The sequence below is a fragment of the Streptomyces sp. B93 genome, from assembly GCF_018070565.1.
In the GTDB taxonomy this organism is placed as follows: Bacteria; Actinomycetota; Actinomycetes; order Streptomycetales; family Streptomycetaceae; genus Streptomyces.
The window spans coordinates 38,013-64,797 of the sequence record NZ_JAGPXL010000040.1; the positions used below are offsets into that span (position 1 = coordinate 38,013).

Annotated in this window: 20 protein-coding genes and 5 tRNA genes; 13 read left to right on the plus strand and 12 right to left on the minus strand. The window is 71.1% G+C overall.

Going from position 1 to position 26,785, the window contains the following annotated elements:
- Positions 1-5: 5 nt before the first annotated feature.
- The 4 genes from KBY47_RS28570 to purM all read left to right on the plus strand — a co-directional run bounded on the left by KBY47_RS28570 (position 6) and on the right by purM (position 4,376).
- Positions 6-803 (plus strand): maleylpyruvate isomerase family mycothiol-dependent enzyme, encoded by a 798-nt coding sequence (locus tag KBY47_RS28570; RefSeq protein ID WP_210925986.1) that lies wholly within the window; start codon positions 6-8, stop codon positions 801-803.
- A gap of 46 nt (positions 804-849) precedes the next feature.
- A complete protein-coding gene (locus tag KBY47_RS28575) occupies positions 850-1,665 on the plus strand; it encodes an META domain-containing protein (protein ID WP_210925988.1) in 816 nt (271 codons plus the stop codon).
- A gap of 73 nt (positions 1,666-1,738) precedes the next feature.
- Complete coding sequence (gene purF, locus KBY47_RS28580; RefSeq protein WP_210925990.1) at positions 1,739-3,265, plus strand: amidophosphoribosyltransferase; 1,527 nt, start codon at positions 1,739-1,741, stop codon at positions 3,263-3,265.
- Positions 3,266-3,308: 43 nt separating this feature from the next.
- Positions 3,309-4,376: a phosphoribosylformylglycinamidine cyclo-ligase gene (purM, locus tag KBY47_RS28585; RefSeq protein ID WP_210925991.1), complete on the plus strand. Its 1,068-nt coding sequence runs from the start codon at positions 3,309-3,311 to the stop codon at positions 4,374-4,376.
- Positions 4,377-4,457: 81 nt separating this feature from the next.
- Here purM and KBY47_RS28590 read toward each other — a convergent pair whose 3' ends face one another.
- Positions 4,458-4,715 (minus strand): DUF3073 domain-containing protein, encoded by a 258-nt coding sequence (locus KBY47_RS28590; RefSeq protein ID WP_210925993.1) that lies wholly within the window; start codon positions 4,713-4,715, stop codon positions 4,458-4,460.
- 315 nt (positions 4,716-5,030) lie between these two features.
- Positions 5,031-6,134 (minus strand): Glu/Leu/Phe/Val dehydrogenase dimerization domain-containing protein, encoded by a 1,104-nt coding sequence (locus tag KBY47_RS28595; protein WP_210925995.1) that lies wholly within the window; start codon positions 6,132-6,134, stop codon positions 5,031-5,033.
- Positions 6,135-6,370: 236 nt separating this feature from the next.
- Here KBY47_RS28595 and KBY47_RS28600 point away from each other — a divergent pair, with 236 nt between their 5' ends.
- On the plus strand, positions 6,371-7,228 hold the full coding sequence (locus KBY47_RS28600; protein WP_210925997.1) for a hypothetical protein: 858 nt from the start codon (positions 6,371-6,373) through the stop codon (positions 7,226-7,228).
- Positions 7,229-7,751: 523 nt separating this feature from the next.
- On the plus strand, positions 7,752-7,958 hold the full coding sequence (gene bldC, locus KBY47_RS28605) for a developmental transcriptional regulator BldC (RefSeq protein WP_003949541.1): 207 nt from the start codon (positions 7,752-7,754) through the stop codon (positions 7,956-7,958).
- 504 nt (positions 7,959-8,462) lie between these two features.
- Here bldC and KBY47_RS28610 read toward each other — a convergent pair.
- The 7 genes from KBY47_RS28610 to KBY47_RS28640 form a co-directional block, all read right to left on the minus strand.
- Positions 8,463-8,663 carry a DUF6274 family protein gene (locus KBY47_RS28610; protein WP_210925999.1) on the minus strand — a complete coding sequence of 67 codons (201 nt, stop codon included), beginning with the start codon at positions 8,661-8,663 and terminating at the stop codon, positions 8,463-8,465.
- Positions 8,664-8,863: 200 nt separating this feature from the next.
- Positions 8,864-8,938, minus strand: a tRNA-Asp gene (locus tag KBY47_RS28615).
- 94 nt (positions 8,939-9,032) lie between these two features.
- Positions 9,033-12,977, minus strand: a complete 3,945-nt coding sequence (gene hrpA, locus KBY47_RS28620) for an ATP-dependent RNA helicase HrpA (protein WP_210926001.1) — start codon at positions 12,975-12,977, stop codon at positions 9,033-9,035.
- Positions 12,978-13,072: 95 nt separating this feature from the next.
- A tRNA-Phe gene (locus KBY47_RS28625) sits at positions 13,073-13,149 on the minus strand.
- A gap of 24 nt (positions 13,150-13,173) precedes the next feature.
- Positions 13,174-13,248 (minus strand) — tRNA-Asp (locus tag KBY47_RS28630).
- A gap of 37 nt (positions 13,249-13,285) precedes the next feature.
- A tRNA-Glu gene (locus tag KBY47_RS28635) sits at positions 13,286-13,358 on the minus strand.
- Positions 13,359-13,438: 80 nt separating this feature from the next.
- Complete coding sequence (locus tag KBY47_RS28640; RefSeq protein WP_210926002.1) at positions 13,439-15,118, minus strand: metallophosphoesterase; 1,680 nt, start codon at positions 15,116-15,118, stop codon at positions 13,439-13,441.
- 144 nt (positions 15,119-15,262) lie between these two features.
- Here KBY47_RS28640 and KBY47_RS28645 point away from each other — a divergent pair, with 144 nt between their 5' ends.
- From KBY47_RS28645 to KBY47_RS28665, 5 genes are all read left to right on the plus strand, one after another.
- Positions 15,263-15,613, plus strand: a complete 351-nt coding sequence (locus tag KBY47_RS28645; protein ID WP_210926004.1) for a metallopeptidase family protein — start codon at positions 15,263-15,265, stop codon at positions 15,611-15,613.
- Between the two features lie 89 nt (positions 15,614-15,702).
- Positions 15,703-16,272, plus strand: coding sequence for a hypothetical protein (locus KBY47_RS28650; protein WP_210926006.1), 570 nt, complete (start codon positions 15,703-15,705; stop codon positions 16,270-16,272).
- Between the two features lie 269 nt (positions 16,273-16,541).
- Entirely contained in the window at positions 16,542-18,626 is a 2,085-nt protein-coding gene (locus KBY47_RS28655) for a DEAD/DEAH box helicase (protein WP_210926008.1), read from the plus strand.
- Between the two features lie 154 nt (positions 18,627-18,780).
- Positions 18,781-21,855, plus strand: coding sequence for a VCBS repeat-containing protein (locus tag KBY47_RS28660; protein ID WP_247695364.1), 3,075 nt, complete (start codon positions 18,781-18,783; stop codon positions 21,853-21,855).
- A gap of 79 nt (positions 21,856-21,934) precedes the next feature.
- A tRNA-Lys gene (locus tag KBY47_RS28665) sits at positions 21,935-22,007 on the plus strand.
- Between the two features lie 42 nt (positions 22,008-22,049).
- Here KBY47_RS28665 and KBY47_RS28670 read toward each other — a convergent pair.
- A complete protein-coding gene (locus KBY47_RS28670; RefSeq protein ID WP_210926010.1) occupies positions 22,050-22,478 on the minus strand; it encodes a hypothetical protein in 429 nt (142 codons plus the stop codon).
- Positions 22,479-22,627: 149 nt separating this feature from the next.
- On the opposite strand from KBY47_RS28670, the gene KBY47_RS28675 reads away from it, so the two are divergent.
- A complete protein-coding gene (locus KBY47_RS28675) occupies positions 22,628-23,848 on the plus strand; it encodes a cation:proton antiporter (protein WP_210926011.1) in 1,221 nt (406 codons plus the stop codon).
- A 4-nt stretch (positions 23,849-23,852) separates the two neighbouring features.
- On the opposite strand, the gene ribA is transcribed toward KBY47_RS28675, so the two are convergent.
- Positions 23,853-24,479 (minus strand): GTP cyclohydrolase II, encoded by a 627-nt coding sequence (gene ribA, locus KBY47_RS28680; RefSeq protein WP_210926013.1) that lies wholly within the window; start codon positions 24,477-24,479, stop codon positions 23,853-23,855.
- Between the two features lie 147 nt (positions 24,480-24,626).
- Positions 24,627-25,142 carry a MarR family winged helix-turn-helix transcriptional regulator gene (locus tag KBY47_RS28685; RefSeq protein WP_210926015.1) on the minus strand — a complete coding sequence of 172 codons (516 nt, stop codon included), beginning with the start codon at positions 25,140-25,142 and terminating at the stop codon, positions 24,627-24,629.
- Between the two features lie 88 nt (positions 25,143-25,230).
- Between KBY47_RS28685 and KBY47_RS28690 the strand changes: the two genes are divergently transcribed.
- Positions 25,231-26,361, plus strand: coding sequence for a dihydrofolate reductase family protein (locus KBY47_RS28690; RefSeq protein WP_210926017.1), 1,131 nt, complete (start codon positions 25,231-25,233; stop codon positions 26,359-26,361).
- Positions 26,362-26,785: the final 424 nt, after the last annotated feature.

The following is a 26,785-nucleotide window of genomic DNA, read 5'->3' on the forward strand; positions in this document are numbered from 1 at the left end:
CCCCCATGCCGCCAGCCCGAAAGCGCCCCCGCGCCTACGACCCCGCCAAGACCCGCGCCGCCGTCCTCGCCCAGTTCGGCAACGTCCGGGCGGCCGTCCGCACGCTCACCCCCGAGCAGCTCGCGCTGCCGACGAGGCTCGGGGAGTGGACCGTGCGGGAGCTGGTGGCGCACGTCGGGATGGCGCTGGCGGCCGTGCACCGGCTGCTCGACGAACCGGAGCCCGCCCGGCGCGACGGCGCCCTCCTCGACTGGCCGTCCGCGATCGTCGCCGACGCCCCCGAGATCGCCGAACGCGCCCAGCACCTGGCCGACCGGCACCCCGACCTCGAAGCACACCTCACCGAGGTCGAACGGCAGTTCGCCACCGACCTCGACGCCCACCCCGGCACCCGCCTCCTCCCCACCAGCGCGGGCGCCCTCCCGCTCGACGACTACGTCGTCACCCGCACCGTCGAACTCGTCGTCCACACCGACGACCTGAACGCCGCCGTCGCCGGCCTGGACATCCCGTACGACCGTCAGGCCCTCGCCGCCTGCACCCGCCTCCTCGCCGACGCCCTCGCCGCGAAGGCCCCCGGCGGCGCGACGGAGGTGCGGATCCCGCCGTACGCCGTGGTCCAGTGCGTCCAGGGGCCCCGGCACACCCGCGGCACCCCGCCCAACGTCGTCGAGACCGACCCGCTCACCTGGGTCCGGCTGGCCACCGGGCGGCTGACCTGGCCGGACGCCATCGCGGACGCCAAGGTCAGCGCCAGCGGCGAGCGGGCCGACCTGGCGGCGCTCCTCCCGCTGCTCTCCTGACGAAGGCACCGGGAACCAACCACCCCACCCGCCCCGTCGAAGCGGCATGGACAGGCAGACGCACCGCACGACCCTTACCGTCACCGCCCTCGCCCTCCTCCCGCTGGCCGCGGCCTGCGGCACCGAGAAGGCCGGGGACACGGGCCGGGGCGGCGACTCGGCCGAACCCCGCAGCCCCCTGACCGGCGTCCACTGGACGGTCGACAGCGTCACCGTGGACGGCACCACCCACAAGGCGCCCGCCGCGGCCCGCGTCCACATCGACGACAGCGGCAGGGCCCAGGGCAACTACGGCTGCAACCACTTCAGCGCCCGGGCCAGCATCGACGGCGACCGCATCCGCTTCTCCGACGCGGCCTCCACCGAGATGGGCTGCGACGACCTGAACTTCGAGGAGCACCTCGCCCGCACCCTCCTCGACGACACCCTCCGGGCGAAGGCGGCCGACGGCCACCTCACCCTCACCACCGGCTCCGGCGACACCGTCCGCCTGACCGAGGAGAAGGACGCCCCGCTGTACGGCACCCGCTGGACCGTCACCGGGCTCGGCAGCGGCGAGACCAGCCAGTCCCTGCCGTCCGGCACCGAGGGCAGGGCGCACCTCACCTTCGACGACAAGACCGGCAAGGTCACCGGGAGCGTCGGCTGCAACCGGGTCACCGCGCGCGCCACGGTCGGCGACGGCACCATCACCCTGGGCACGCCGTCCACCACCCGAAGGATGTGCGACGCCTCACTCATGGAACTGGAGAAGCGGCTGCTGGGCCTCTTCGACAGCAAGGTCGACTACCGCCTCGATCACCGCAGCCTCACGCTGACCAGCGCAAACGGTGAGAGCGTCAGCACCAACGCCGACATGTGAGGCACTTCACACCGATCTGTCGCACGGATTCCCCAATTCGGACCAGTGGTCGATCTCGCCTACACTCGGAGCCGTGCCACGTGGTGACGGTCGACTCAATCACGATCTGCTTCCCGGCGAAAAGGGCCCCCAGGACGCTTGCGGCGTCTTCGGTGTCTGGGCTCCGGGCGAAGAGGTCGCAAAGCTCACTTACTTCGGGCTCTACGCCCTCCAGCATCGGGGTCAGGAATCCGCGGGAATCGCGGTCAGCAACGGCTCCCAGATCCTCGTCTTCAAGGACATGGGCCTGGTCTCCCAGGTCTTCGACGAGACCTCGCTCGGTTCGCTCCAGGGTCATATCGCGGTCGGACACGCCCGCTACTCGACCACCGGCGCCTCCGTGTGGGAGAACGCCCAGCCGACGTTCCGCGCCACCGCGCACGGTTCCATCGCGCTCGGCCACAACGGCAACCTGGTCAACACGGCGCAGCTCGCCGAAATGGTCGCCGACCTGCCCAAGGACAACGGCCGCTCCACCCGCGTGGCCGCCACCAACGACACCGACCTGCTGACCGCGCTGCTCGCGGCCCAGGTCGACGAGGACGGCAAGCCGCTGACCGTCGAGGAAGCGGCCCCCGTGGTCCTGCCGAAGGTCCGCGGCGCGTTCTCGCTGATCTTCATGAACGAGCACACGCTCTACGCGGCCCGCGACCCGCAGGGCATCCGCCCCCTGGTCCTCGGCCGGCTGGAGCGCGGCTGGGTGGTCGCCTCCGAGTCCGCCGCCCTCGACATCGTCGGCGCCAGCTTCGTCCGCGAGATAGAGCCTGGCGAGTTCATCGCCATCGACGAGAACGGTCTGCGCTCCTCCCGATTCGCGGAAGCGAAGCCCAAGGGCTGTGTCTTCGAGTACGTGTACCTGGCCCGCCCGGACACGGACATCGCCGGGCGGAACGTCTACCTGTCCCGTGTGGAGATGGGCCGCAAGCTCGCCGCCGAGGCCCCCGTCGAGGCCGACCTGGTCATAGCGACCCCGGAGTCCGGCACCCCGGCCGCGATCGGTTACGCGGAGGCCTCCGGCATCCCCTTCGGCGCCGGCCTGGTCAAGAACGCCTACGTCGGGCGTACGTTCATCCAGCCCTCGCAGACCATCCGCCAGCTCGGCATCCGCCTGAAGCTGAACCCGCTGAAGGAAGTCATCAAGGGTAAGCGGCTGGTCGTCGTCGACGACTCCATCGTCCGCGGCAACACCCAGCGCGCCCTGGTCCGCATGCTCCGCGAGGCGGGCGCCGCCGAGGTCCACATCCGGATCTCCTCGCCGCCCGTGAAGTGGCCCTGCTTCTTCGGCATCGACTTCGCCACCCGCGCCGAGCTGATCGCCAACGGCATGTCGGTCGACGAGATCGGCCGCTCGCTGGGCGCCGACTCGCTGGCGTACATCTCCCTCGACGGCATGATCGACGCGACCAGCATCGCCAAGCCGAACCTGTGCCGTGCCTGCTTCGACGGCGAGTACCCGATGGAGCTGCCGGACCCCGAGCTGCTCGGCAAGCAGCTGCTGGAGACCGAGCTGGCCGCCGGGCCCGCCGCCACGGCCGCCGCCGACGCCATCCGTCGCCCATAGGCGCCCGCAATACCTGCCGTACGACACGAAGGTTCTCAAAGCCATGTCTGAGACAACTGGTGCCAGCTACGCAGCAGCGGGCGTCGACATCGAGGCGGGCGACCGCGCGGTGGAGCTGATGAAGGAGTGGGTGAAGAAGACCCAGCGCCCCGAGGTCCTCGGCGGCCTCGGCGGTTTCGCCGGACTCTTCGACGCCTCCGCCCTCAAGCGCTACGAGCGTCCGCTGCTCGCCTCCGCCACGGACGGCGTCGGCACGAAGGTCGACATCGCCCGCCGGCTGGGCGTCTACGACACGATCGGCCACGACCTGGTGGCGATGGTCATGGACGACATCGTGGTGTGCGGCGCCGAACCGCTGTTCATGACCGACTACATCTGCGTCGGCAAGGTCCACCCCGAGCGCGTCGCCGCCATCGTCAAGGGCATCGCCGAGGGCTGTGTCCTGGCCGGATGCGCCCTGGTGGGCGGCGAGACGGCCGAACACCCGGGCCTGCTCGGCGAGGACGACTTCGATGTGGCGGGCGCCGGTACGGGCGTCGTGGAGGCGGACCGGCTGCTCGGCCCCGATCGCATCCGCACGGGTGACGCGGTGATCGCCATGGCGTCCTCCGGCCTTCACTCCAACGGGTACTCGCTGGTCCGGCACGTCCTGCTCAACCAGGCGGGCCTGTCGCTGGACGCGGAGATCGCCGACCTGGGCCGCACCCTCGGTGAGGAACTCCTCGTCCCGACCAAGATCTACTCGCTGGACTGCCTGGCCCTGACCCGCACCACCGAGGTGCACGCCTTCAGCCACATCACCGGCGGCGGGCTCGCGGCCAACCTCGCCCGGGTCATCCCCGACGGACTGCACGCGACCGTCGACCGCTCGACCTGGACCCCGGCCCCGGTCTTCGACCTCGTCGGCCGGACCGGCGACGTCGAACGGCTGGAGCTGGAGAAGACCCTGAACATGGGCGTCGGCATGATCGCGATCGTCCCCGAGGAGTCCACCGACGTGGCTCTCGCGACCCTCGCCGACCGTGGCGTGGACGCCTGGGTGGCCGGAGAGATCACCGACCGTGGCGATCACACCACGGGCGCGGCGCTGACCGGTGACTACGCGAGCTGACATCGGCTGTGCCGCCCGGTGGGCAGCACAGAACCCGGTCGGTGACCGAAGTCACCGACCGGGTGAATGCTCAGAGCAGAGTCAAGCGCCGCGACGGTGCCGTGAGGACTGGTCGTCCTCGTCCTCCTCGTCGTCGTCCTCATAGAGGTCGGCGTACCGGGAGTACAGGTCGTCGTCGTCATGCTCATCGTCTTCGAACCGCTCGCCGTTAGGCGGCGGCGGATTCGATGTCGATGCGCCCAGCTCTTCGGCCAGGCGTGAGAGATCAGTCCCACCGCTGTTGTACTTCAGCTGGCGGGCGACCTTCGTCTGCTTGGCCTTGGCCCGGCCGCGCCCCATGGCTCGACCCCCTCAACGACGGGGCTCGACGGCCCCAGAGTCTTGACACGCGTTCATGGTCCGGAACGGGCTCTCCGTGGAGAGACCGGTCCGTAGGGCTTCCACGGTACCTGAGCCCGCGCCCATACGGTACGTCGCCCGCATGACGTGCCCGCGCCCAGAACCTGCGAGACGCCCCGTTCTCGCTGGTCAGTGGCGATTTTAACCACTTCCCGACGGGCGACCCGCCGGTGGAAGTGAGAGTTCTCTCTAACTGCCCACCGGCAGGTACCGCCCAAACCTGCGAGCCCCTCGCGACGGCGCCCTGGCGGAACGTCACCATCCGCGCTTGGCGGCGGCCTCGTGCATGCGCTGTTCGGCGATCCGATCGGCCGCCGCGGCGGGCGGGATCCCGTCCGACTTCGCACGTGCGAATATGGCCAGCGTGGTGTCGTAGATCTTTGAGGCCTTCATCTTGCAGCGGTCGAAGTCGAAGCCGTGCAGCTCGTCGGCGACCTGGATGACACCGCCCGCGTTCACCACGTAGTCCGGCGCGTAGAGGATCCCGCGGTCGGCGAGGTCCTTCTCCACGCCCGGGTGGGCGAGCTGGTTGTTGGCCGCGCCACAGACCACCTTGGCGGTCAGCACCGGCACGGAGTCGTCGTTCAGCGCCCCGCCCAGCGCGCAGGGGGCGTAGATGTCCAGGCCCTCGACGCGGATCAGCGCCTCGGTGTCGGCGACGGCGGTGACGCCCTCCGGGTGCCGGTCGAGGATTCGCTGTACGGCGGCCTCGCGCACGTCCGTGATGACGACCTCGGCGCCCTCCGCACGCAGGTGCTCCACGAGGTGGTGGCCGACCTTGCCGACGCCGGCGATGCCGACCTTGCGCCCGCGCAGCGACGGGTCGCCCCACAGGTGCTGGGCGGAGGCCCGCATGCCCTGGTAGACGCCGAAGGCGGTGAGTACGGAGGAGTCGCCCGCGCCGCCGTTCTCCGGCGAGCGCCCGGTCGTCCAGCGGCACTCGCGCGCCACGACGTCCATGTCCGCGACGTACGTACCGACATCGCACGCGGTGACGTAACGGCCGCCGAGTGAGGCCACGAAGCGGCCGTAGGCGAGCAGCAGCTCATCGGTCTTGATCGTCTCGGGGTCACCGATGATCACGGCCTTGCCGCCGCCGTGCTCGAGCCCGGCCATGGCGTTCTTGTACGACATCCCGCGCGCGAGGTTCAGCGCGTCGGCGACGGCCTCCGCCTCGGTCGCGTACGGGTAGAAACGGGTACCGCCGAGCGCGGGGCCCAGCGCGGTGGAGTGGATGGCGATGACGGCCTTCAGCCCACTGGCGCGATCCTGACAAAGCACGACTTGCTCATGACCGCCCTGGTCCGAGTGGAACAGGGTGTGCAGTACATCAGCAGGTGCGCCGGTTACATCGGTCACGGTGGTGACTCCTGAGTAGTTGCGGCGGTTGTGGGGCGAGCGCTCCCGTATGGGTGGCGGGGGGCTCGTAGCAGGAGATTAGAGCCTGCTGTCGGGCCTGCGCCGCCCAGTGGTCCAGATCACCTCCGCACGGAGTACCAGCGCGACCGTCCGTGGGACGATTTGCAGGGATTTCCCGCTCGTTCCCGAGCGGTCCCGGCAGGTTTCCCCGGCGGTGGGCGGGGGAGGGAGCAGGCGTGCCCAAGGTGTCCTCGTTGATCGTGCCGTATGCGGCGTACCTGCGCGTGTACGAGCCACTGGCCGCCTTCCCGGAGCCCGAGCGCACTCACTGGGCACGTTACGCCCGCCGCCCCGACCACCCCTCCTACCAGGACGAACTGCGCCGCTCGCTCACCGACTTGCTGCCCACTCCGCCCATCGCGGTGCCCGTGCACGAGTCCGGCGAGGCCTTCGTCCTCGACCTCGACGGCGTCACCTACGTCTGCCCCTGGCGCACCCGGCTGCGCGGCTGGCAGGCCCTGGGCGACCTCGCCGAGGACTTCCCCGCCTCCGTCCTCGACACCGTGCTGCCCCCGGTGGTGCGCCGCCAGGCCGTCCAGGACTACGAGCGCTGGCTGGCCGACAACCCCGACGCCCGCCCCTGGATCCGCACGGCGACCTGGCAGGTCCCGCTGAACTGGTTCGTCCTCGTCGCCGACGAGGAGCGGGAGTACGACAAGGGGTCCGCGGACGCCGACGACGAGCCGCCGGTGCCCGTGCTGCGCTACCGCACCCCCATGGTCCAGGCCCGGCGCAGGGTCGCACGCGGGCTGCGGGCGCTGCGGGAGGCCGTCGACGAGGGCCCGCTGATCGACGGTCTGGTGGACGTGGGCCGCTGGCTGGAGGAGTTCCACCCGCGCTCGCTGGTGGAGGTGGACTACGGCGGCCTGGTGCACGCCCTGCCCGCCGGCGAGCTGGAGGGCGACCACTCGGCTGCCGACGTGGCCGAGGGCATCGAGGCGCTGCGCAACGGTGACGCGTCAAGGGCGGGCCGGGCCTACGGGCGGCTCGTGGAGCGCTGGCGGTCGGTCCGGGACCTGCGGTCCGCCAACTGACGGGCCGGCAGCCCCGGTGATGTGATGTGCCGCACGTGACGCAGGTCACGGCCCAGACGGCTCAGGACAGAGTACGGTCTACCGCACTTCCCGGAGTTGACGGGACGTAGGGATCGATCCGGGCGTTTGTGTCAAGCGTGACAGACCGCACGTACACGGCTCTTGCGTCTCTTGCCTACCCTCGTGCCAAAATAGGACAAGGAGCCCGGGGAGGGCTCTGTCTCAGCATTGCACGCTTTGGGGGGTCTCGTGACTCCTGATCGCCCTGTGACTGATCGTCACAGTGGCGTGACTGTCCGCTATGGCATGGTCCATCGGCTTCCGTCGGTGATGAACGCCTGGGGGGGCAATTCCATCGGTTTGGCCGACGCGGCTGGACAGATGGTGTAGTTGTAGTGCCGAGGACAAGCCGTTCGTCCTATAACCGACTCGACTCGCGTCCGCCATTTCGGGCAACGCGGGTCAAGGTGCAGAATTTAGAGGAAAGAACCGAGAAGGTTCGGTTCTCCCGAGGAGGCCGCTCATGACCGCTCGCACCCCTGATGCCGAGCCGCTGCTGACCCCGGCTGAGGTCGCCACCATGTTCCGCGTCGACCCGAAGACGGTCACGCGCTGGGCGAAGGCCGGCAAGCTCACGTCGATCCGCACGCTCGGCGGGCACCGCCGCTACCGCGAGGCGGAGGTCCGCGCCCTGCTCGCGGGCATCCCGCAGCAGCGCAGCGAGGCCTGATCAGGCCCTAACGGGCTTGAACAGCCCTAACGGGCCCGAACAACTGAATACCCGGGCAAAGCGGCAGGTCCCCCACCTGTCCGGACGTCCGGAACCACAGCTCCAAGCGACGCGGGCTCTGCCCCAACAGGGCCCACGCCCACATGTGTAGAGCAAGTGACAGGGTGCGTCGTCGATCGCGCTGGACTCCGCCGGGTCCAGCGCGATCTTTTTTGTGCCCCCGTGGTGGGTTGTCCGGGGTGCCGGACGGTGCCCTGTGAGCGGCCTTGTCGGAGTCTGGTCGGAGTCTGGCGGAGGTCTTGGAGTCGGCTCTCAGGCTGGTGCAATTGCACATATTAAATTGACCAGTTGTAGGTGGGCCGTAAGTACCGCGGCTTTGAAAACTTATGCGGTGACTCCCGTCACATGCCACGGTACTTGTTGCCTCTGGCGTATGTGCGCTAATGGAGCCTGACGTTCCGGCGCGTGGCGTCATCCGCCGCCGTACACAAGGGTGTTGGGAGGTCAGGCGGTCGCGGCGGGGTGCTCCGGCTCGGCGCGCCCGTCGTCCGGCTCGTCCTCCGACGGGCGGGGCGGAGTCTCCATCGCCAGCCGCAGGAGCTGATGACAGATCGGACAGTGCCGGGTCAGATGCCGGTACGACGAGGCGGCCGACAGATGCGCGCGGAGCAGCGCCCGCGTCTCGTGCCTGACCGATGCCGCCATACCCACCTCCAGGAGCCCCAGCGGGCACGCTGCCCCTGTTCCCTGGGTACCGAGCGAATGTGACGCCGTCAAGGCCGGATACGGGCCGTCAGGGCCGCACGCGGACAAGCGGAGGAGCCCGGGTCCGAAGACCCGGGCTCCTCCGCTGCACGACGAAGGCCCGCGCCCTTCACGGGCGCGGGCCTTCGTCGATTCTCTTGCGGTCCTGACGGGATTTGAACCCGCGGCCTCCACCTTGACAGGGTGGCGAGCACTCCAAACTGCTCCACAGGACCAGGTTTCGCGGCGCCATTCGTGCGTTGCGCTGCGAGAAGAGACTGTACAGGAGGGTGGCCACCCTGGTCGAACTCACCCAGGGTGCGGGGAGCGTTACGGGACAGCCGCGTCGATCGCCTTCACGATCCGCTTGTCCGAGACGGGGTACGCCGTACCGAGGGCGTGGGCGAAGTAGCTGACCCGCAGCTCCTCGATCATCCAGCGGATGTCCCGCACCGACGACGGCACCGGACGCCCCTGCGGCAGCTGCTCCAGCAGCCAGGCGTACTCGTCCTGCATCTCATGGACCTTCTGCATACGCGTCGTGTCCCGCTGGACGTTGGTCGGCATCTGCTGGAGGCGCCGGTCGGCGGCCACCAGATAGCGCATCAGGTCCGGCAGCCGCCGCAGCCCGGTCTCCGTGACGAACCCCGGCTTCACCAGCGCGTCCAGCTGCCTGCGAACGTCCGTCAGGTTCGGCAGCAGCGCGGGGCTCCGTACGCCCTTCAGACGGCGCTCACAGGCCTGCCAGGCGGCGAGGACCTGCTGCACCTGGGCCACCGTACGGACCGTCGTGTCGACGATCTCGGCGCGGACCTTGTCGTACAGCTTCCGGTAGGACTCCTCGTCCCACACCGGCCCCCCGAAGTCGGCGATCAGCTTGTCCGCGGCGGCCATGGCGCAGTCCTCGAAGAGGGCCTGCACCGAGCCGTGCGGATTGGCGGACAGCGCGAGCTTCTGCGGGTTGGTCAGCCGGTCGCTGGCGAACTTCGCCGGGTTGACCGGGATGTTGCGCAGGACCAGCCGCCGCGTCCCCCGCCACATCGCCTCCGCCTGCTCGGCCTCGGTGTCGAAGAGGCGTACGGAGACGGTGTCACCGTCGTCGACGAGCGCCGGGTAGGCCTTCACGGGCTGTCCGGCCCTGCGGGTCTCGAAGACGCGTTCGAGGGTGCCGATGGTCCAGTCGGTGAGGCCCTGGCGCTCCAGCGACGGCCCGCCCTGCCGCTCGGCGGTCGCCGCGGCGGCCCGCGACAGCGCCTGCCGCGCCTTCGGCTTCAGCCGGAGCCTGAGCGTCTCCAGGTCCTTGTCCTCGGCCAGCTTGCGGCGCCGCTCGTCGACGATCCGGAACGTGATCCGGAGGTGCTCGGGCACCTTGGCCCAGTCGAAGTCCTCGGCGTCGAAGGGCACGCCGACCATCTGCTTCAGCTCACGGGCCATGGTGACGGTCAGCGGCTCCTGGAGGGGCACCGCCCGGTCGAGGAACCGCTGGGCGAAGTTCGGCGCCGGCACGTAGTTGCGGCGGATCGGCTTCGGCAGGGAGCGGATCAGCTCGGTGACCAGTTCCGCCCGCAAACCGGGGATCTGCCAGTCGAAGCCCTCGTCGGTGACCTGGTTGAGCACCTGGAGCGGGATGTGCACGGTGACACCGTCGGCGTCCGCGCCCGGCTCGAACTGGTATGTCACCCGGAACTTGAGGTCGCCCTGCCGCCAGGTGTCCGGGTAGTCGGCCTTGGTGACCGCCTCCGCCGACTCCCGGATCAGCATCTCCCGCTCGAAGTCGAGGTAGTCCGGCTGCTCGTGCCGCTTGCGCTTCCACCAGGAGTCGAAGTGGGCGCCGGAGACGACGTGTTCGGGGACCCGCTGGTCGTAGAAGTCGTACAGCGTCTCGTCGTCGACGACGATGTCCCGGCGGCGCGCCCGGTGCTCCAGCTCCTCGACCTCGCTGAGGAGTCTGCGGTTGTCGGCGAAGAACTTGTGGTGCGTGCGCCAGTCGCCCTCCACCAGGGCGTTGCGGATGAACAGCTCCCGGCTGACCTCGGGGTCGATCCGGCCGTAGTTGACCTTGCGCTGGGCGATGATCGGGATGCCGTAGAGCGTGACCTTCTCGTACGCCATCACGGCCGCCTGGTCCTTCTCCCAGTGCGGCTCGCTGTAGGTGCGCTTGATGAGGTGCTGGGCGAGGGGTTCCACCCACTCCGGCTCGATCTTCGCGTTGACACGGGCCCAGAGACGGGAGGTCTCCACCAGCTCCGCCGACATCACGAACCGCGGCGGCTTCTTGAACAGGGCCGAGCCGGGGAAGATCGCGAACTTGGCGTTGCGGGCGCCGAGGTAGTCGTTCTTGTTGCCGTCCTTCACGTCCTTCATGCCGATGTGCGAGAGCAGACCGGCGAGGAGGGAGACATGGACGCGGTCGGCGGGGGCGTCGTCCTCGTTGAGGTGGATGCCCATCTGCTTGGCGACCGTGCGCAGCTGTGTGTAGATGTCCTGCCATTCGCGGATGCGCAGGAAGTTCAGGTACTCCTGCTTGCACATCCGCCGGAAGGTGGACGAGCCGCGCTCCTTCTGCTGTTCGCGCACGTACCGCCAGAGGTTGAGGAAGGCGAGGAAGTCGCTGGTCTCGTCCTTGAAGCGGGCGTGCTGCTGGTCGGCCTGGGTCTGTTTGTCGGCGGGGCGCTCGCGCGGGTCCTGGATGGACAGCGCGGCGGCTATGACCATGACCTCGCGGACGCAGCCGTTGCGGTCGGCCTCCAGGACCATGCGGGCCAGCCGCGGGTCGACCGGCAGCTGGGCCAGCTTGCGCCCGGTGTCGGTGAGCCGCTTGCGCGGGTCCTTCTGCGCCGGGTCCAGGGCGCCCAGCTCCTGGAGCAGCTGCACGCCGTCGCGGATGTTGCGGTGGTCCGGCGGGTCGATGAAGGGGAACTTCTCGATGTCGCCGAGCCCGGCCGCGGTCATCTGGAGGATGACGGAGGCGAGGTTGGTCCGCAGGATCTCCGCGTCCGTGAACTCCGGCCGGGCGACGAAGTCGTCCTCGGAGTACAGCCGGATGCAGATGCCGTCGCTGGTCCGCCCGCAGCGGCCCTTGCGCTGGTTGGCGCTGGCCTGCGAGACCGGCTCGATGGGCAGCCGCTGCACCTTGGTGCGGTGGCTGTAGCGGCTGATCCGGGCGAAGCCGGGGTCGATGACGTACTTGATGCCCGGCACGGTCAGCGAGGTCTCGGCGACGTTGGTCGCCAGAACGATCCTGCGGCCGGTGTGCGGCTGGAAGACGCGGTGCTGCTCGGCGTGCGAGAGCCGCGCGTACAGCGGCAGCACCTCGGTGAACCGGAACTTCTTCTTGGTCAGCGCGTCGGCGGTGTCACGGATCTCCCGCTCCCCGGAGAGGAAGACGAGGATGTCACCCGGCCCTTCCGCCTGGAGTTCCTCGACGGCGTCGACGATGGCGGTGATCTGATCCCGGTCGGCGTCGTCCCCGTCTTCCTCCAGCAGCGGCCGGTACCGCACCTCCACGGGGTACGTCCGCCCGCTGACCTCGATGATCGGCGCGTCGGCGAAGTGCCGCGAGAACCGCTCGGGATCGATGGTCGCGGAGGTGATGACGACCTTGAGATCCGGCCGCTTGGGCAGCAGCTGCGCCAGATACCCGAGCAGGAAGTCGATGTTCAGGGACCGCTCATGGGCCTCGTCGATGATGATCGTGTCGTAGGCGCGCAGCTCGCGGTCGGTCTGGATCTCGGCGAGCAGGATGCCGTCCGTCATCAGCTTGATGAAGGTGGCGTCCGGGTTCACCTGGTCGGTGAACCGCACCTTCCAGCCGACGGCCTCCCCGAGCGGCGTCCGCAGCTCCTCCGCCACCCGCTCGGCGACGGTCCGGGCGGCGATCCGGCGTGGCTGGGTGTGTCCGATCATGCCGCGCACGCCGCGTCCCAGCTCCAGACAGATCTTCGGGATCTGTGTGGTCTTGCCGGACCCGGTCTCACCGGCGACGATCACCACCTGGTGGTCGCGGATGGCCTCGGCGATCGCGTCCTTCTTCTGGCTGACCGGCAGCTGCTCGGGATAGGAGACGGCGGGCACGCGCGCCCGCCGCTTGTCCATCCGTGCCCCGGCCTTGTCGACCTCGGCCTCGATCTCGGCGAGCACGGCGGCCCGTGCTTCCGGCTTACGGATCTTCCGGGCACCCTCCAGCCTGCGTCCGAGCCGGTGCGCATCACGCAGCGACAGCTCGGACAGACGGGGGGCGAGGGCGCCGAGGGCGGGGGCAGGGTGCGTAGACATACGGGTTCCAGGATCTCATCCCAGCGAAAAACGTGGCTAACGCTTTTGCGGCGGCACGCCAAAGCCCCCGTCGATGATCTCGACGGGGGCTGCGGTGGTGGCTGGGGCCGGGGTCGAACCGGCGACCTATCGCTTTTCAGGCGATCGCTCGTACCAACTGAGCTACCCAGCCACGAGGTTTCACGTGAAACCTCAGCGGTCCTGACGGGATTTGAACCCGCGGCCTCCACCTTGACAGGGTGGCGAGCACTCCAAACTGCTCCACAGGACCAAGCGTGATGTACGACAGTGTCGCACACCGTACTGCGTGCCCCCAACGGGATTCGAACCCGTGCTACCGCCTTGAAAGGGCGGCGTCCTAGGCCGCTAGACGATGAGGGCTATCGGCCCGCCTGGGCGCTTCTCAGCGCGTCGGGGACGTGAGAAGCATATGGGATGGCGGGAGGTATCGCCAAAACGGTTTACGGGGACGGGCTGGAGGGGGCGCTCGGGGGAGCCGCGGGGGTGCCGGTGGGCGCCCGCGTCCCGGAAGCCGTCGGAGAACCGGTCGGGGTGCCGGATGGGGTGCCGGTGGGGGTGCCCGTGGGGGACGGGGTGGCGCCCGGGGTGTTCTCCTCCGGCAGGTGGCGGCTGACCTCGGCCGTCGTCAGGCCCAGGCCGCCCAGTTCGATCTCGTCCCAGGCCTGGAGGCGGCGGGTGTCACGGTCGAAGTAGAGGATGGACGCCTCGATGGGGTCGGGGTGCTCGCCCTCCACCGCGCGCAGTCCGCTGCCGCCGGTGGAACCCTCGATGCGCAGCCGGGTGCCGTAGGGGAGGACCTCCATCTCGTCGTGGTGGAGATGGCCCGCCAGGACCAGCGGCACCTCGCCGTCCGTCTCCCGGGCCGCCGACGGCTCGTGGGCGACGGCCACGTCCACCGGCTTGCCGGACGCCCGGTGATCGCGCAGGGCGGAGGCGAGACGGGCCCCGGCCAGCTCCTGGGACGCCTCGGCGCCGGGCCGGGCCGAGCGGTCGGGGGTGAACTGGGGGTCACCGATGCCCGCGAACCGCAGCCCGGCGACGGTCTCGGCGCGGCCGTCGTCGAGGACGTGCACGTTCTTCATGCCCTCCAGGTACTCCTGGGTGACCGTCGAGTCATGGTTGCCGCGCACCCAGACGTAGGGGGCGCCGAGGTGCTCGATCGGGTCGAGGAAGCCGTTCTCGGCCGCGGTGCCGTGGTCCATGGTGTCGCCGGAGTCGACGATCACGTTCACCTCGTACTGCTCCACCAGCGAGGCGATGATCTTCCAGCTCGCCGGGTTGAGGTGGATGTCGGAGACGTGCAGGACCCGGATGGTGGACGGGTCGGGCGCGTACGCGGGCAGTGTCGAGGTCACGTCGTAGAGCTTGGTGACGTTGGTGACCAGGCGGGCGAGTTCCTTCTGGTAGACGTCGAACTCGGTGACGATGCTGCGGGCGTTGCCGACCAGCGAGGGGGCCGAGGAGAGCAGGCCGGAGAACCTCGGCTCCAGGACGGACTTCGGGTTCCAGGTGGCGTACGCCGTCGCTCCCGAGGCAGCCAGCAGCGTGAGCGCGAGGCCCCCGGCGGCGAGGGCGCGGCGGGGGCGGCGGTAGACGGCGAGACCGAGGGCGGTGGCCCCGGCGACGACGGCGACACAGGAGCGTACGGCGAGGTCGAGGGTGCCGTGTCCGACGTCGCGGGTGACCTCGTCCTGGAGGCCGGAGAGGCGTTCGGGGTGGTCGACCAGGGCCTGGGAGCGGACCGGGTCGAGCTGGTCGACGTTGACGTCCAGACGGACGGGGGCGACATGGCTGTCCAGGTGCAGCGCGCCCAGCGGGGAGACGTTGATCTTCGTGCCGCCGGTGAGGGACGGCCGCAGGGTCATCGTGGTGTCCATCGGGCCGACCGGCGCCCGTACGTTGCCGACGATCAGCAGACCCAGCCAGGCGCCGACCAGGACGACCATGACCAGGCCGAGCGCGCGGGCCCACGGGTTCGGCCGGGTGGCCAGTTCGAGCGCGGGCAGCGCGGTGCGGTGCCCGCGGCGGTCGCGGCGGGGGGTGAGGGCTCGGCGGGGGGACTTCCGTAGGCGGTTCAGTGAGTGCAGCACTTTCAGGACAGCGGCTGGGACGCGGGCCATTGAAGCCGTATGCCCAAGTCGGTGGGGCGGTATGCGGGCCCGTGGGGCTTCCGGGTGTTCGCGCGGGGTGCCGTCCGGCTCACGCGGGCGCCGGTCCCGGCACGGGCGGCCCGCATGACGGTGTCGTACCGGACAATGGGGCCTGTGCTGGAGATGACGCGCGAGGAGTTCGAGGAACTGGTCGCCGAGGCCCTGGACCGGATCCCGCCGGAGCTGACGCGGCTGATGGACAACGTCGCGGTGTTCGTCGAGGACGAACCGCCGAGCGACGATCCCGAGCTGCTGGGGCTGTACGAGGGGACCCCGCTGACCGAGCGCGGCGAGTGGTACGCCGGGGTGCTGCCGGACCGGATCACCATCTACCGGGGGCCGACGCTGCGGTTCTGCGAGTCACGGGAGGACGTCGTCACGGAGACGGAGATCACCGTGGTGCACGAGATCGCCCACCACTTCGGGATCGACGACGCCCGGCTGCACGCCCTCGGCTACGGCTGACCGGACCGGCCCCGCGCGTGTCCTCCCGCGGGCGGCGGGAGTTGGGCAGGTTGACTCCTTCACCCGCCCCGCTTCCGGAGGTGGCCCCCGTGCGCCCCTTGTACGTTCCCGTCCGCCTGGCCGCCACCGCGGTGGCCGTCGTCGCCGCCGCCGGTTGCATGAGCGTGGGTGACGGCGACGGCGGCCGGGTCCAGCCGTCGCGGTCGGCGGGAGAGCGCGGCGGTGAGGTGTCCGGAACGGCCGTCACCGGCGACGGCGTCGGCTACGGCGAGGTCGCGGGCGGCCCCGAGGACGGGCGGGGCCGGGACAAGGACAAGAAGAAGGCGAAGCACAAGGGCAAGCCGGGCGAGCACGACGAGGACGGCGGCGGGACCGGGAAGTCCACCGGATCCCCGTCGGCGCCGTCCGCGGGCGCGACCGCGCCGGCCGGGGGCGGGAAGCCCGGCCGGGCCACGCCCCGTCCGGGGGCGCCCGAGCCGACCGGCGGCCAGCCGACGCCGACCCGGACCGCACCGGAGCCGGAACCGCCGCAGCAGTCGCCCGAGCCCTCGCAGCCGCCCGAGCCGACCACCGCGGAACCGTCGTCGTCGGCGCACGAGGAGACCGGACCGCAGCTGGCACAGCGGGAACCGGCACCGGCGGCCGGGTCACCCGTGTAGCGCTGTGGGATGCTGGGGGATGCCGCCGCCCACAGTGACCCACTGTGGTCAGGAACACTGTCCGCGCTCCCGGATGCGGTTTGCCTTCGGGGGGTGGGAGTGCGTATGGTGGTAGATCGTTTGATCCCATTTGCCCGGCGCCAACGCAGAGCGCGCCGTGTGGCGCGTACTCTCCCTTGCCGTGGCTGACCGCATCGAGGCGGTCGTTTTGCGAATTCACGGAGTTGACGGGCGCGTGCCGACGAGACTCCGGAAGGTTTCGCAGACGTATGTCTATCGCCAGTACTGATCATGCCGTCGTGCCCGCGGGCACCCAGGACACGGAGGCCGCCGAGCAGGCCCCCGAGCTGACCTTCGCCGACCTCGGCCTCCCCGAGGGCGTCGTCCGCAAGCTCGCGCAGAACGGCGTGACCACCCCCTTCCCCATCCAGGCCGCGACCATCCCGGACGCCCTGGCCCGGAAGGACATCCTCGGCCGCGGCCGCACCGGCTCCGGCAAGACCCTCTCCTTCGGTCTGCCCACCCTGGCCACGCTGGCCGGTGGACACACCGAGAAGCGCAAGCCGCGCGCGGTCATCCTCACCCCCACCCGTGAGCTGGCCATGCAGGTCGCCGACGCCCTCCAGCCCTACGGCGACGTCCTCGGCCTGAAGATGAAGGTCGTCTGCGGCGGCACCTCGATGGGCAACCAGATCTACGCCCTGGAGCGCGGCGTCGACATCCTCGTCGCCACCCCCGGCCGGCTGCGAGACATCATCAACCGCGGTGCCTGCTCGCTGGAGGACGTGCAGATCGCCGTCCTCGACGAGGCCGACCAGATGTCCGACCTGGGCTTCCTGCCCGAGGTGACGGAACTGCTCGACCAGGTCCCCGCGGGCGGTCAGCGCATGCTGTTCTCCGCCACGATGGAGAACGAGATCAAGACCCTCGTCGACCGCTACCTGAACGACCCGGTCAGCCACGAGGTCGACGCGGCCCAGGGCGCGGTGACGACCATGTCGCACCACATCCTCATCGTGAAGCCCAAGGACAAGGCGCCGGTCACCGCCGCCATCGCCTCCCGCAAGGGCCGCACCATCGTCTTCGTCCGCACCCAGCTCGGCGCCGACCGCGTCGCCGAGCAGCTGCGCGAGGCCGGTGCCAAGGCCGACGCGCTGCACGGCGGCATGACCCAGGGCGCCCGCACCCGGACGCTCGCCGACTTCAAGGACGGCTACGTCAACGTCCTCGTGGCCACCGACGTCGCCGCGCGTGGCATCCACGTCGACGGCATCGACCTGGTCCTCAACGTCGACCCGGCCGGTGACCACAAGGACTACCTGCACCGCGCGGGCCGCACCGCCCGTGCCGGACGCACCGGCACCGTCGTGTCCCTGGCCCTGCCGCACCAGCGCCGCCAGATCTTCCGGCTGATGGAGGACGCGGGCGTCGACGCCTCGCGCCACATCATCCAGGGTGGCGCCGCCTTCGACCCCGAGGTCGCCGACATCACCGGCGCCCGGTCCATGACCGAGGTGCAGGCCGAGTCCGCGGGCAACGCCGCCCAGCAGGCCGAGCGCGAGGTCGCCCAGCTCACCAAGCAGCTGGAGCGGGCGCAGCGCCGCGCCGCCGAACTCCGCGAGGAGGCCGACCGCCTGGTCGCACGGGCCGCCCGCGAGCGCGGCGAGGACCCCGAGGCGGCCGTGGCCGCGGCGGTGGCGGCGACGCAGGACGAGGAGCAGGGCGCGACGCAGGCCGTGGCGGCCGTACCGGAGCAGCCGGTGGCGCGTGACGTGGACCGGGCGGAGCGCACCGACCGTGCGGACCGGGGCGAGCGTTTCGAGCGCCGTGACGGTGACCGTGGTGGTTTCCGTCGTGACGACCGTCGTGATGACCGTCGTGACGAGCGTCGTCCGTTCGACCGGGACCGTGACCGTGGTGGCCGTTCGTTCGAGCGCCGCGATGGTGATCGTGGTGGTTTCCGTCGTGACGACCGTCGTGACGAGCGTCGTCCGTTCGACCGGGACCGTGACCGTGGTGGCCGTTCGTTCGAGCGCCGCGATGGTGATCGTGGTGGTTTCCGTCGTGACGACCGTCGTGATGACCGTCGTGACGAGCGTCGTCCGTTCGACCGGGACCGTGACCGTGGTGGCCGTTCGTTCGAGCGCCGTGACGGTGATCGTGGTGGTTTCCGCCGCGACGACCGCGGTGGTCACCGGGGCAGCGACCGTCCCTTCAACCGCGACCGCCAGGGCGACCGCCCCGGCTTCCGGTCCGGCGGTCACGAGCGTCCGTACGGCCGCCGTGACGACCACCGCGGCACCGGCTCCTTCGGCCGCCGCGAGGACAAGCCGCGCTGGAAGCGCAACGGCTGACGCCCAGCACTGAGACGCCGTGGCCCCCGTCCTGACGGATGGGGGCCACGGCGTTTGTCAAACCCCTGTAAGGTCAGCCGACTTGGGGGCGGAGTGACGGCAGGGGGCGCCGAAGGCGCGGGCCGCCCGCCCGGTGCTTCTGGGGAGGGGCTCCTTGGCTCGCCATGCGTACGGTCACGCGTACATACGTCTGCGTCTCGTAGCGGCGTCGGCCGTCCTGGTGGCCGGGCTGGCCCCGCTGCTGCCGACGCCCGCGGTGGCGGGGGAGGCGCAGGAGACGGTCGTACCGGCGAGACTGCGGAGCGAATACCTCGGGGCGTCCTTCCGAGCCTCGTTGACGCACAGCGGCCATGACTCCGGCGGCGCGCGGGGCGTCTTCCACACCCTGGAGGGACACCGGGGGCTGGTGTGGACGCGGTACGCGGACCGGGAGTCGGTGGGCGTACCGGCGGCGCCCGAGGGCGCGAGCCCGATGTCGACCGGCACCGACGTGCTGGCGTACAAGTACAGCGACGGCAGGGTCGACTTCTGGGACGCGACCGACGGCACCACCCGCAGCCTGCGCGTCCCGGACGGGCTGGGCTACCTCACGTCGTACGACAACCTGACGATCGGCTTCCGGAGCATCACCGGCGACGACGGCAAGGCCACCCGGGAGATGCACCTGCTGACGCCGGGGCCGGACGGAACGACCGCCGACACCCAGGTCAGGGGCGGCCCCGCCGGGCTGACGCTCGGGTTCGCCACGGGCGCCGACGCGGAGATGCTGTACTTCCGCGCGGCCGTCGACGGTCAGGCCGGCATGGCGGCCGTGGACCGCGACACCGGTGAGGTGCGTGGCTGGAGCGGCGGGCTGCCCTCCGGGTACGGCCGGTTGAGCCTGGGCGGCGGCCATGTCGTCGTCTCCGGCCTCACCAAGGCCGAGGTGCTGGTCTTCCCCCGCGACCTCTCGGGGGAACCGGCGAGGATCACGCTCGCAGGCGCCCAGGACGGCCTCAACGCCACGCACGGTCTCGCCGTCGTCGGGGACTGGCTGGTGAACGGCGTCCTGACCATGACGGCCCAGCCGATCACGGGCGGCGCCCCGGTGACCTTGCTGCGTTCCGCGAAGCAGGGGACCGTCGCCGCCCCCGGCAGCACCGCCGTGCGGATCGGAACCGGCGCCGACGGGTGGGGCATCCAGCGCGTCACCCCGGCCCCGGACGGCGGGCCGCCCGTGGTCACGCAGGTCAAGCCGCTGCCCAAGCCGCCCGTCGAGATCCAGGGCCTCTCCCTGGACCAGGGGCGGATCGTCGGCAGGGACGTCGGACCGCTGCGCCTGACGACCTGGGGCCGGACCGTCGCGCCGACCGGCACGCCCACGTTCGGTGAGCGGACCTTGTTCACCTCGGCGACCTGGGCGGACGCCTGCGCCGCCACGGACGTCGCCTGCCAGCAGGTCCAGGGCACGGCGGACGGCCGTACCGTCTGGCTGACGCACGACGGGACCACCGACCGGATCCGGGTCGCCGGGCCGGAGGCGGACACGGCCTGGGAGCGGGCGCTGCTGCCGCCGGGCGGGCGGATCACCGACGTCTCGGGCCGCTACGTCCTCCACACCTCGCCGACCCGGCAGGACGTCTACCGGATCGGCGACAGCGCCGCCCCGGCCGTCTCCCGCACCCCCCGCCCCGCGGCCCTCTCCGGCAACACCCTCTGGAGCACCAGCACCACCCCCGGCACCGTCACGGCGTACGACCTGACGGCGCGCAAGACCACCGAGACCCTCACCACGGACGCGGGCTGCGCCCCCACCGAACTCCAGGCGCTCGGCCGCTACCTCTACTGGACCTGCGACGGACGGGCCGGGATCTACGACCGCACGGCGAGGAAGTCCGTGTCCGTCCCTGCCGACGAGGCCAGGCTCGGCGACGGCTATGTCGTCACCCACGACAAGCAGGCAGGCAAGCTGATCCTGACGACGGCCGCCGGGGACAGCAGGGTCATCGGCGACCTGCCCGACACCGGCGTCTCCCAGCGGGACGTGCGCTGGACGGTCGACGAGGCGGGCGCCAACGCCGCCTACGTGGACGACCAAGGGCAGGTGCACCTCGTACCCTCCGGCGTGCCGCAGCAGCCGCTGCGCCTGCTCGACCCGGCCCGGAACGCGACGTACGTCGACGCCCGGTCGCTCGGCGTGACACCGGGCAGGCTGACCACCCTCCTCCTCTCCAAGCCGTCCGCGAACTGGCGGCTGACCGTGCGCGACCCCGCCACCGGCAAGACCGTCGACACCCGCTCCGGCGGCGCCGCGCGCGGCGAACTGACCGTCGGCTGGCACGGCGACGACCCGACCCGCGGCGGGGACGCGTCCCTGCCCAACGGCCGCTACGACTGGACCCTGTCCGTCACCCCGGCGGACGGCACCGGAGCCGCCCTGACGGTCAAGGGCTCCGTCCGCCTGCGCAAGGGCAGCCCGGTCCGCCACGACCACATCGGCGGCGACGCGACCGGCGACCTGCTCACCCTCAGCTCCTCCGGCTCCCTGACCTTCCACCGGGGCACCGGCACCGGCACGTTCAGCGGCCGGACCACCGGCACCGGCTGGCCCACCACCATCACCGCCGTACCCTTCGGCGACCTGAGCGGCGACCGCTGCAACGACGTCCTCGTCCGTCTGAGCAGCGGAGCGCTCCGCCTTTACAAGCCGGGCTGCGACGCCGCCCTGAAGCCGTCGACGCGCTACACCACCCTGGCCACCTCCGGCTGGACCCAGTACGACGTGCTGACCTCGCCCGGTGACCTGACGAAGGACGGCCGCCCGGACCTGATCGCCCGCAACGCCGCCACCGGCGCGGTCTACCTCCACAAGGGCACGAGCACGGGCAGGCTGTCGTCGCGCGTGAAGCTGTACGACAACTGGAAGACGTACAAGAAGATCATCGGCGCCGGGGACCTGAACGGCGACGGCGTCGGCGACCTCCTCGCCCAGGACAAGTCGAACAACCTGTACCGCTACTTCGGCACCGGCAAGGGCACGTTCGGCTCCCGCACGAAGGTCTTCTCCGGCTGGGGCGCCTCGTACAACGCGGTCGTCGGTGTGGGTGACATCAACGGGGACGGCCGGGCGGACCTGGTCTCCCGCGACACCAAGGGCAACCTGTACCGCAACAGCGGCAACGGCAAGGGTTCCTTCTACGGACGCACGAAGATCGCCACCGGCTGGCAGGGCCACAAACGCCTCTGGTAGCGACGTGGGACGCCGTGTCCCCGATACCCGATCGGAGACACGGCCTCCTCGGGCTATGCTCGGGGAGGCAACATCGCCTGGGCCCTTAGCTCAATTGGCAGAGCAGTGGACTTTTAATCCATTGGTTGTGGGTTCGAGTCCCACAGGGCCTACGGGTGCGGCGCCCGGGTCGGCTTCGGTCGGTCCGGGCGCTTTCATGTCGTCAGGTCGTCGGGGGACGACGTGTGGGCCAGGGACCAGATGACGAAGGTGCCGATCGCGATGCCGATGACGGCCCACCAGGGCTGGTACGGCAGATAGAGGAAGTTCGCCACGACGCTCAGGGCGGCGAGGGCGATGCCGGCGGCGCGGGCCCACAGGGCGGGGCCGCTGAGGAGGCCCCAGGCGACGACGACCAGGACGACGCCGAGGACCAGGTGGATCCAGCCCCAGGCGGTCAGGCTGAACTCGAAGACGTAGTCGCCGACATGGGCGTAGACGTCGTCCTCCGCGATACCGGCGATGCCTTGCAGGATGCCGATGACGCCCTGCACGAACAGCAGGACTCCGGCGAAGAGGGTGCCGCCCGCGGCCCAGCCGGCCGGTCCGGGGGCTGCGGGCGTGGGGCTCGTGGGCTGGCTCATCGTCGGTCTGTCTCCCTCCGGGACGGTGCTTCGACTCTCGGGGCGGCGGCAGGGGGGCGGCCAGCGGATGTGGGCCGTTCGGGTGGCGGTGCGGGGAACCGGATCGGCGCGGACGGGCGGGGCGTCGGCAGGCGAGTTGGATACCGGGCATGACGGAGCCGGGGACGCTCATCCTGATCATGGCCGTCGCGGTGCTGGCGCCCCTGCTGGCGTACCGCGTGGCCCGCTGGGTTCCGGTTCCGCTGGTCATCTTCGAGATCGTGCTGGGGATCGTCGTCGGCCCGGACGTGCTGGGCTGGGCCGAGCAGGACCAGTTCATCGAGGGGCTGTCGGACCTCGGGCTGACGATGCTCATCTTCCTGGCGGGCTACGAGATCGACTTCGCCGCCGTACGAGGGGACACGCTGCGCCGCTCGCTCGGCGCCTGGCTGGTCACCCTCGCCGTCGGACTGGGCATCGCCTTCGCGCTCAGCGGCGGCGAGGTCACCCGGAGCTTCGTCATCGGCACCGCGCTCACCAGCACCGCCCTCGGCACGGTGCTGCCGGTCCTGCGCGACTCCGGGGACCTGCGCGGCCCGTTCGGCACGGTCGTGCTCACCTTCGGCGCGGTCGGCGAGTTCGGCCCGATCGTTGCCATGGCGCTGCTGCTCAGCGGCCGTGACCCCGGCCGCTCGACCGTGCTGCTGCTGGCGTTCGCCGCGGTCACCGCCGTCGCCGTCCGGCTGGCGCTGCGGCCCCGCCCGGCCTGGTTCTCCGGTGTCGTCGCCGAGACCCTGCACAGCAGCGGCCAGTTCGCGGTGCGCTATGTGATGTTCGTGCTGGCGGCCATGCTCGGCCTGGCGCACGTCTTCGGCCTCGACACCCTGCTCGGCGCCTTCGCCGCTGGGGTCATCAGCAGGCTCGTCCTCGTCGGGGCCGCACCCCACAGCAGCGGTGAGGTCATGGGCCGGATCGAGGCGATGGGCTTCGGCTTCCTGGTGCCGGTGTTCTTCGTCGTCACCGGCATCGACTTCGACCTCTCGGCGCTCCTCGACGACGGCCGCCCGCTCGCCCTGCTCCCCGCCTTCCTGCTGCTCTTCCTCCTGGTCCGCGGCGGCCCGCTGTACTGGCTGGCGCCACCGGGCTGGCCCCGCCGCGACCGCGCCGCGCTCGCGCTGCACGGCTCCACCTGTCTGCCGCTGGTCGTCGCCATCACCACCATCGGCCTGGACGACGAGGTGATCGGCGCGGGCGAGGCCGCCGCGCTGGTCGGCGCCGCGATGCTCTCCGTACTCGTCTTCCCGTTGCTCGCCCTTCGGCTGCGCGCCCCCGGCCGCGACCGCGCGCCCACCCAGCCCGCCTCCGCCGAGGGCGGCTCGGAGACCTGGTGAGGGGTCAGCCGACGGACAACTCGGCCAGCGGCAGGGTGTGCCGGGTGTGGAGGACCTTGGCCCGCAGGTACCGCACGTTGTGGTCGGTGGCGAAGACCCCGGTGGGAACCCGGTCCCGTACGTCGACGCCGAGCGCGCGCAACTGCTCCGCCTTGTCGGGGTTGTTGGACAGCAGGTCCAGCGCGTCGACGCCGAGGGCGCCGAGCATCTGGGCGGCGGCCGTGTAGTTGCGGGCGTCCTCGGGGAGCCCGAGAGCCGCGTTGGCCTCGTACGTGTCGAGGCCTTGGTCCTGAAGGGCGTACGCGTCGAGCTTGTTGTAGAGACCGATCCCGCGGCCTTCCTGGCGGAGGTAGAGCAGGACGCCACCGCGCTCGGCGATGCGTTCGACGGCCTCGCGCAGCTGCGGCCCGCAGTCGCAGCGGGCGGAGCCGAAGACGTCGCCGGTCAGGCATTCGGAGTGCAGCCGTACGAGGGGGAGGGGGCCGGGGTCGCCGAGGACGACGGCGAGATGCTCCCGGCCGTCGGCCAGCCCGTGGAAGGTGACGAGTTCGGCGTCGACGCGGTAGCCGTCGGGGAAGCTCAGCGGTACCTGGACGCGGGAGCGCGGGGTGGCGGCGGGCACTTGGGGCATGTGGGTCTCCGCTTCCGTTCGTTGCATCGCAAGCCGTCGCCTTCTGCTTCAGATTTGAAACAAATGGCCGGACAGGAAGTGACCCTACGCTTGCTTGAACTTTGAAGCAATGCTCTGGTGACCTGACTCACACGGGCTCACGCGGCCTCACGTGCAGGGCGTGGACCGCCTCCGCCACGGCAGCTCCCCCGACGCGCACCCCGCGTCCCCGTCCCCCTGGAGCGCACGCGCGATCCGGCCGCAGATCTCCTCCAACTGCCCGACCTGCTCCGCGTCGAGATGGTCGAACAGGGCGGCGCGCACCACCTCGACATGCCCCGGAGCGGCCTCCTCCAGCACGCCCGCCCCCTCCTCCGTCAACAGCGCGAGACTGCCCCGACGGTCCGACGCGCACCCCTCCCGACGCACCAGCCCGTCCCGCTCCAGCCGTGCCACGGCATACGTCAGCCGGCTGCGGGTGATCTTCACGCGCTCCGCGAGATCGGTCATCCGCAGCCGCCGCTCCGGCGCCTCGGAGAGGTGCACCAGGATGGAGTAGTAGAGGTGCGGCATGCCGGCGTCCTGCTGGAGCCGGCGGTCGATGGTGTCCTCCAGGAGCTGGGTCGCGGCCAGGTAGGCGCGCCAGGCGCGTTGCTCCTCGGGGGTGAGCCAGCGGGTCGTCATGCCCCCAGTGTAGTTTTGCTTAAAACTTGGACCAAGTCCCGGCCCGACCGGCCCGCCCCGAGGCCCTGAGGTGGAGTGGAGAGCACCGATGCCCGTCCCCTACGTCCTGCTGTCCGCCGCCGTCTCCCTCGACGGCTACCTCGACGACACCAGCCCCGACCGACTGCTGCTCTCCTCCGCCGCCGACTTCGACCGCGTGGACGAGGTACGCGCCTCCGTCGACGCCATCCTCGTCGGCGCCGGCACGATCCGCGCCGACAACCCGCGGCTCCTGGTCAACTCCCCCGACCGCCGAGCCGCCCGCCTCGCCGCCGGTCAACCCGCGTACCCCCTCAAGGTCACCGTCAGCGGCTCCGGCGACCTCGACCCGACCGCACAGTTCTGGCACACCGGCGGCGACAAGATCCTCTACACGACCGACAAGGGCGCCGAGCGGGCCCCGGCCCTCCCCGCCACCACCGACGTCGTCCCCCTCGGCCCCGACCTCGACTGGCGGACCCTCCTCACCCACCTGCACGACACACGCGGCGTACGACGCCTCATGGTCGAAGGCGGCGGCACCGTCCACACCCAGCTCCTCCAGCAGGGCCTCGCCGACGAACTCCAGCTCGCCCTCGCCCCCCTTTTCGTCGGCGACCGCCACGCCCCCCGGCTCTTCGGCCCCGGGCCCTACCAGCCCGGCCGTCTGCGCCTCCTCGAAACCCGCCCCGTCGGCGACACCGTCCTCATGCGCTACGAACCCACCGCCCCCGGCACCGGCGACCTCCCCCACGCCGCCGACCGGCACTGGCTGCGGCTCGCCTGCGAACTGGCGGCCCAGTGCCCGCCCTCCGACACCGCCTTCAGCGTCGGCGCGGTGGTCGTCGCGGCGGACGGGACGGAACTGGCACGCGGGTACTCCCGCGAGGGCGGGGACCCCGTCGTCCACGCGGAGGAGGCGGCACTGGCGAAGATCTCCGCGACGGACGCCCGGCTGGGCGGTGCGACGGTCTACAGCAGCCTGGAACCCTGCGCCCGCCGCGCGTCCCGGCCTCGCGCCTGCGCGCGGCTGATCCTCGACGCCGGGGTGCGGAGGGTCGTCACCGCGTGGCGCGAGCCGGACACCTTTGTCGCCGGGGCGGATGGGGCTGGGGTGCTGGCGGGGGCTGGAGTGACTGTCGTGGTGCTGCCGGAGCTGGAGCCAGCGGCGACGACCCCGAACCGGCACCTGGTGGGGTGAGCCGGGGGCGGCCTGCTCCCCGGATGCCCGGGGTGGGTGCGGGCCGGGGGCGTTGCGCAGCCCGGCGCTGGCGGGGTGCCGCTGCGCCCACCCGTGCCGCCCCTGCGGCACGAATGCCCGCAGCTACGGCAGAGTCAGCACTGTTGCCGGGTGGGCGCCGCCCCTTGCGGTACGGCTGCCCGCAGCTACGGCAGAGTCAGCACTGTTGCCGGGTGGGCGCCGCCCCCTGCGGTACGGCTGCCCGCAGCTACGGCGGCTTGGCGGCTGCCCGCGGCTGGGCCAGCTGGGGTGCTCAGCCAGTGGCGGCCCGCAGGCGCCGTACGGCGGAAGGGGACGTGTCGGGGGGTGTCCGCCCGCAGTGGTTCGCGCGGAAAGCCCCGTTGCCGTTCCAGTTGGCAGATCGCGCGGTTCCGAGGACGGACAC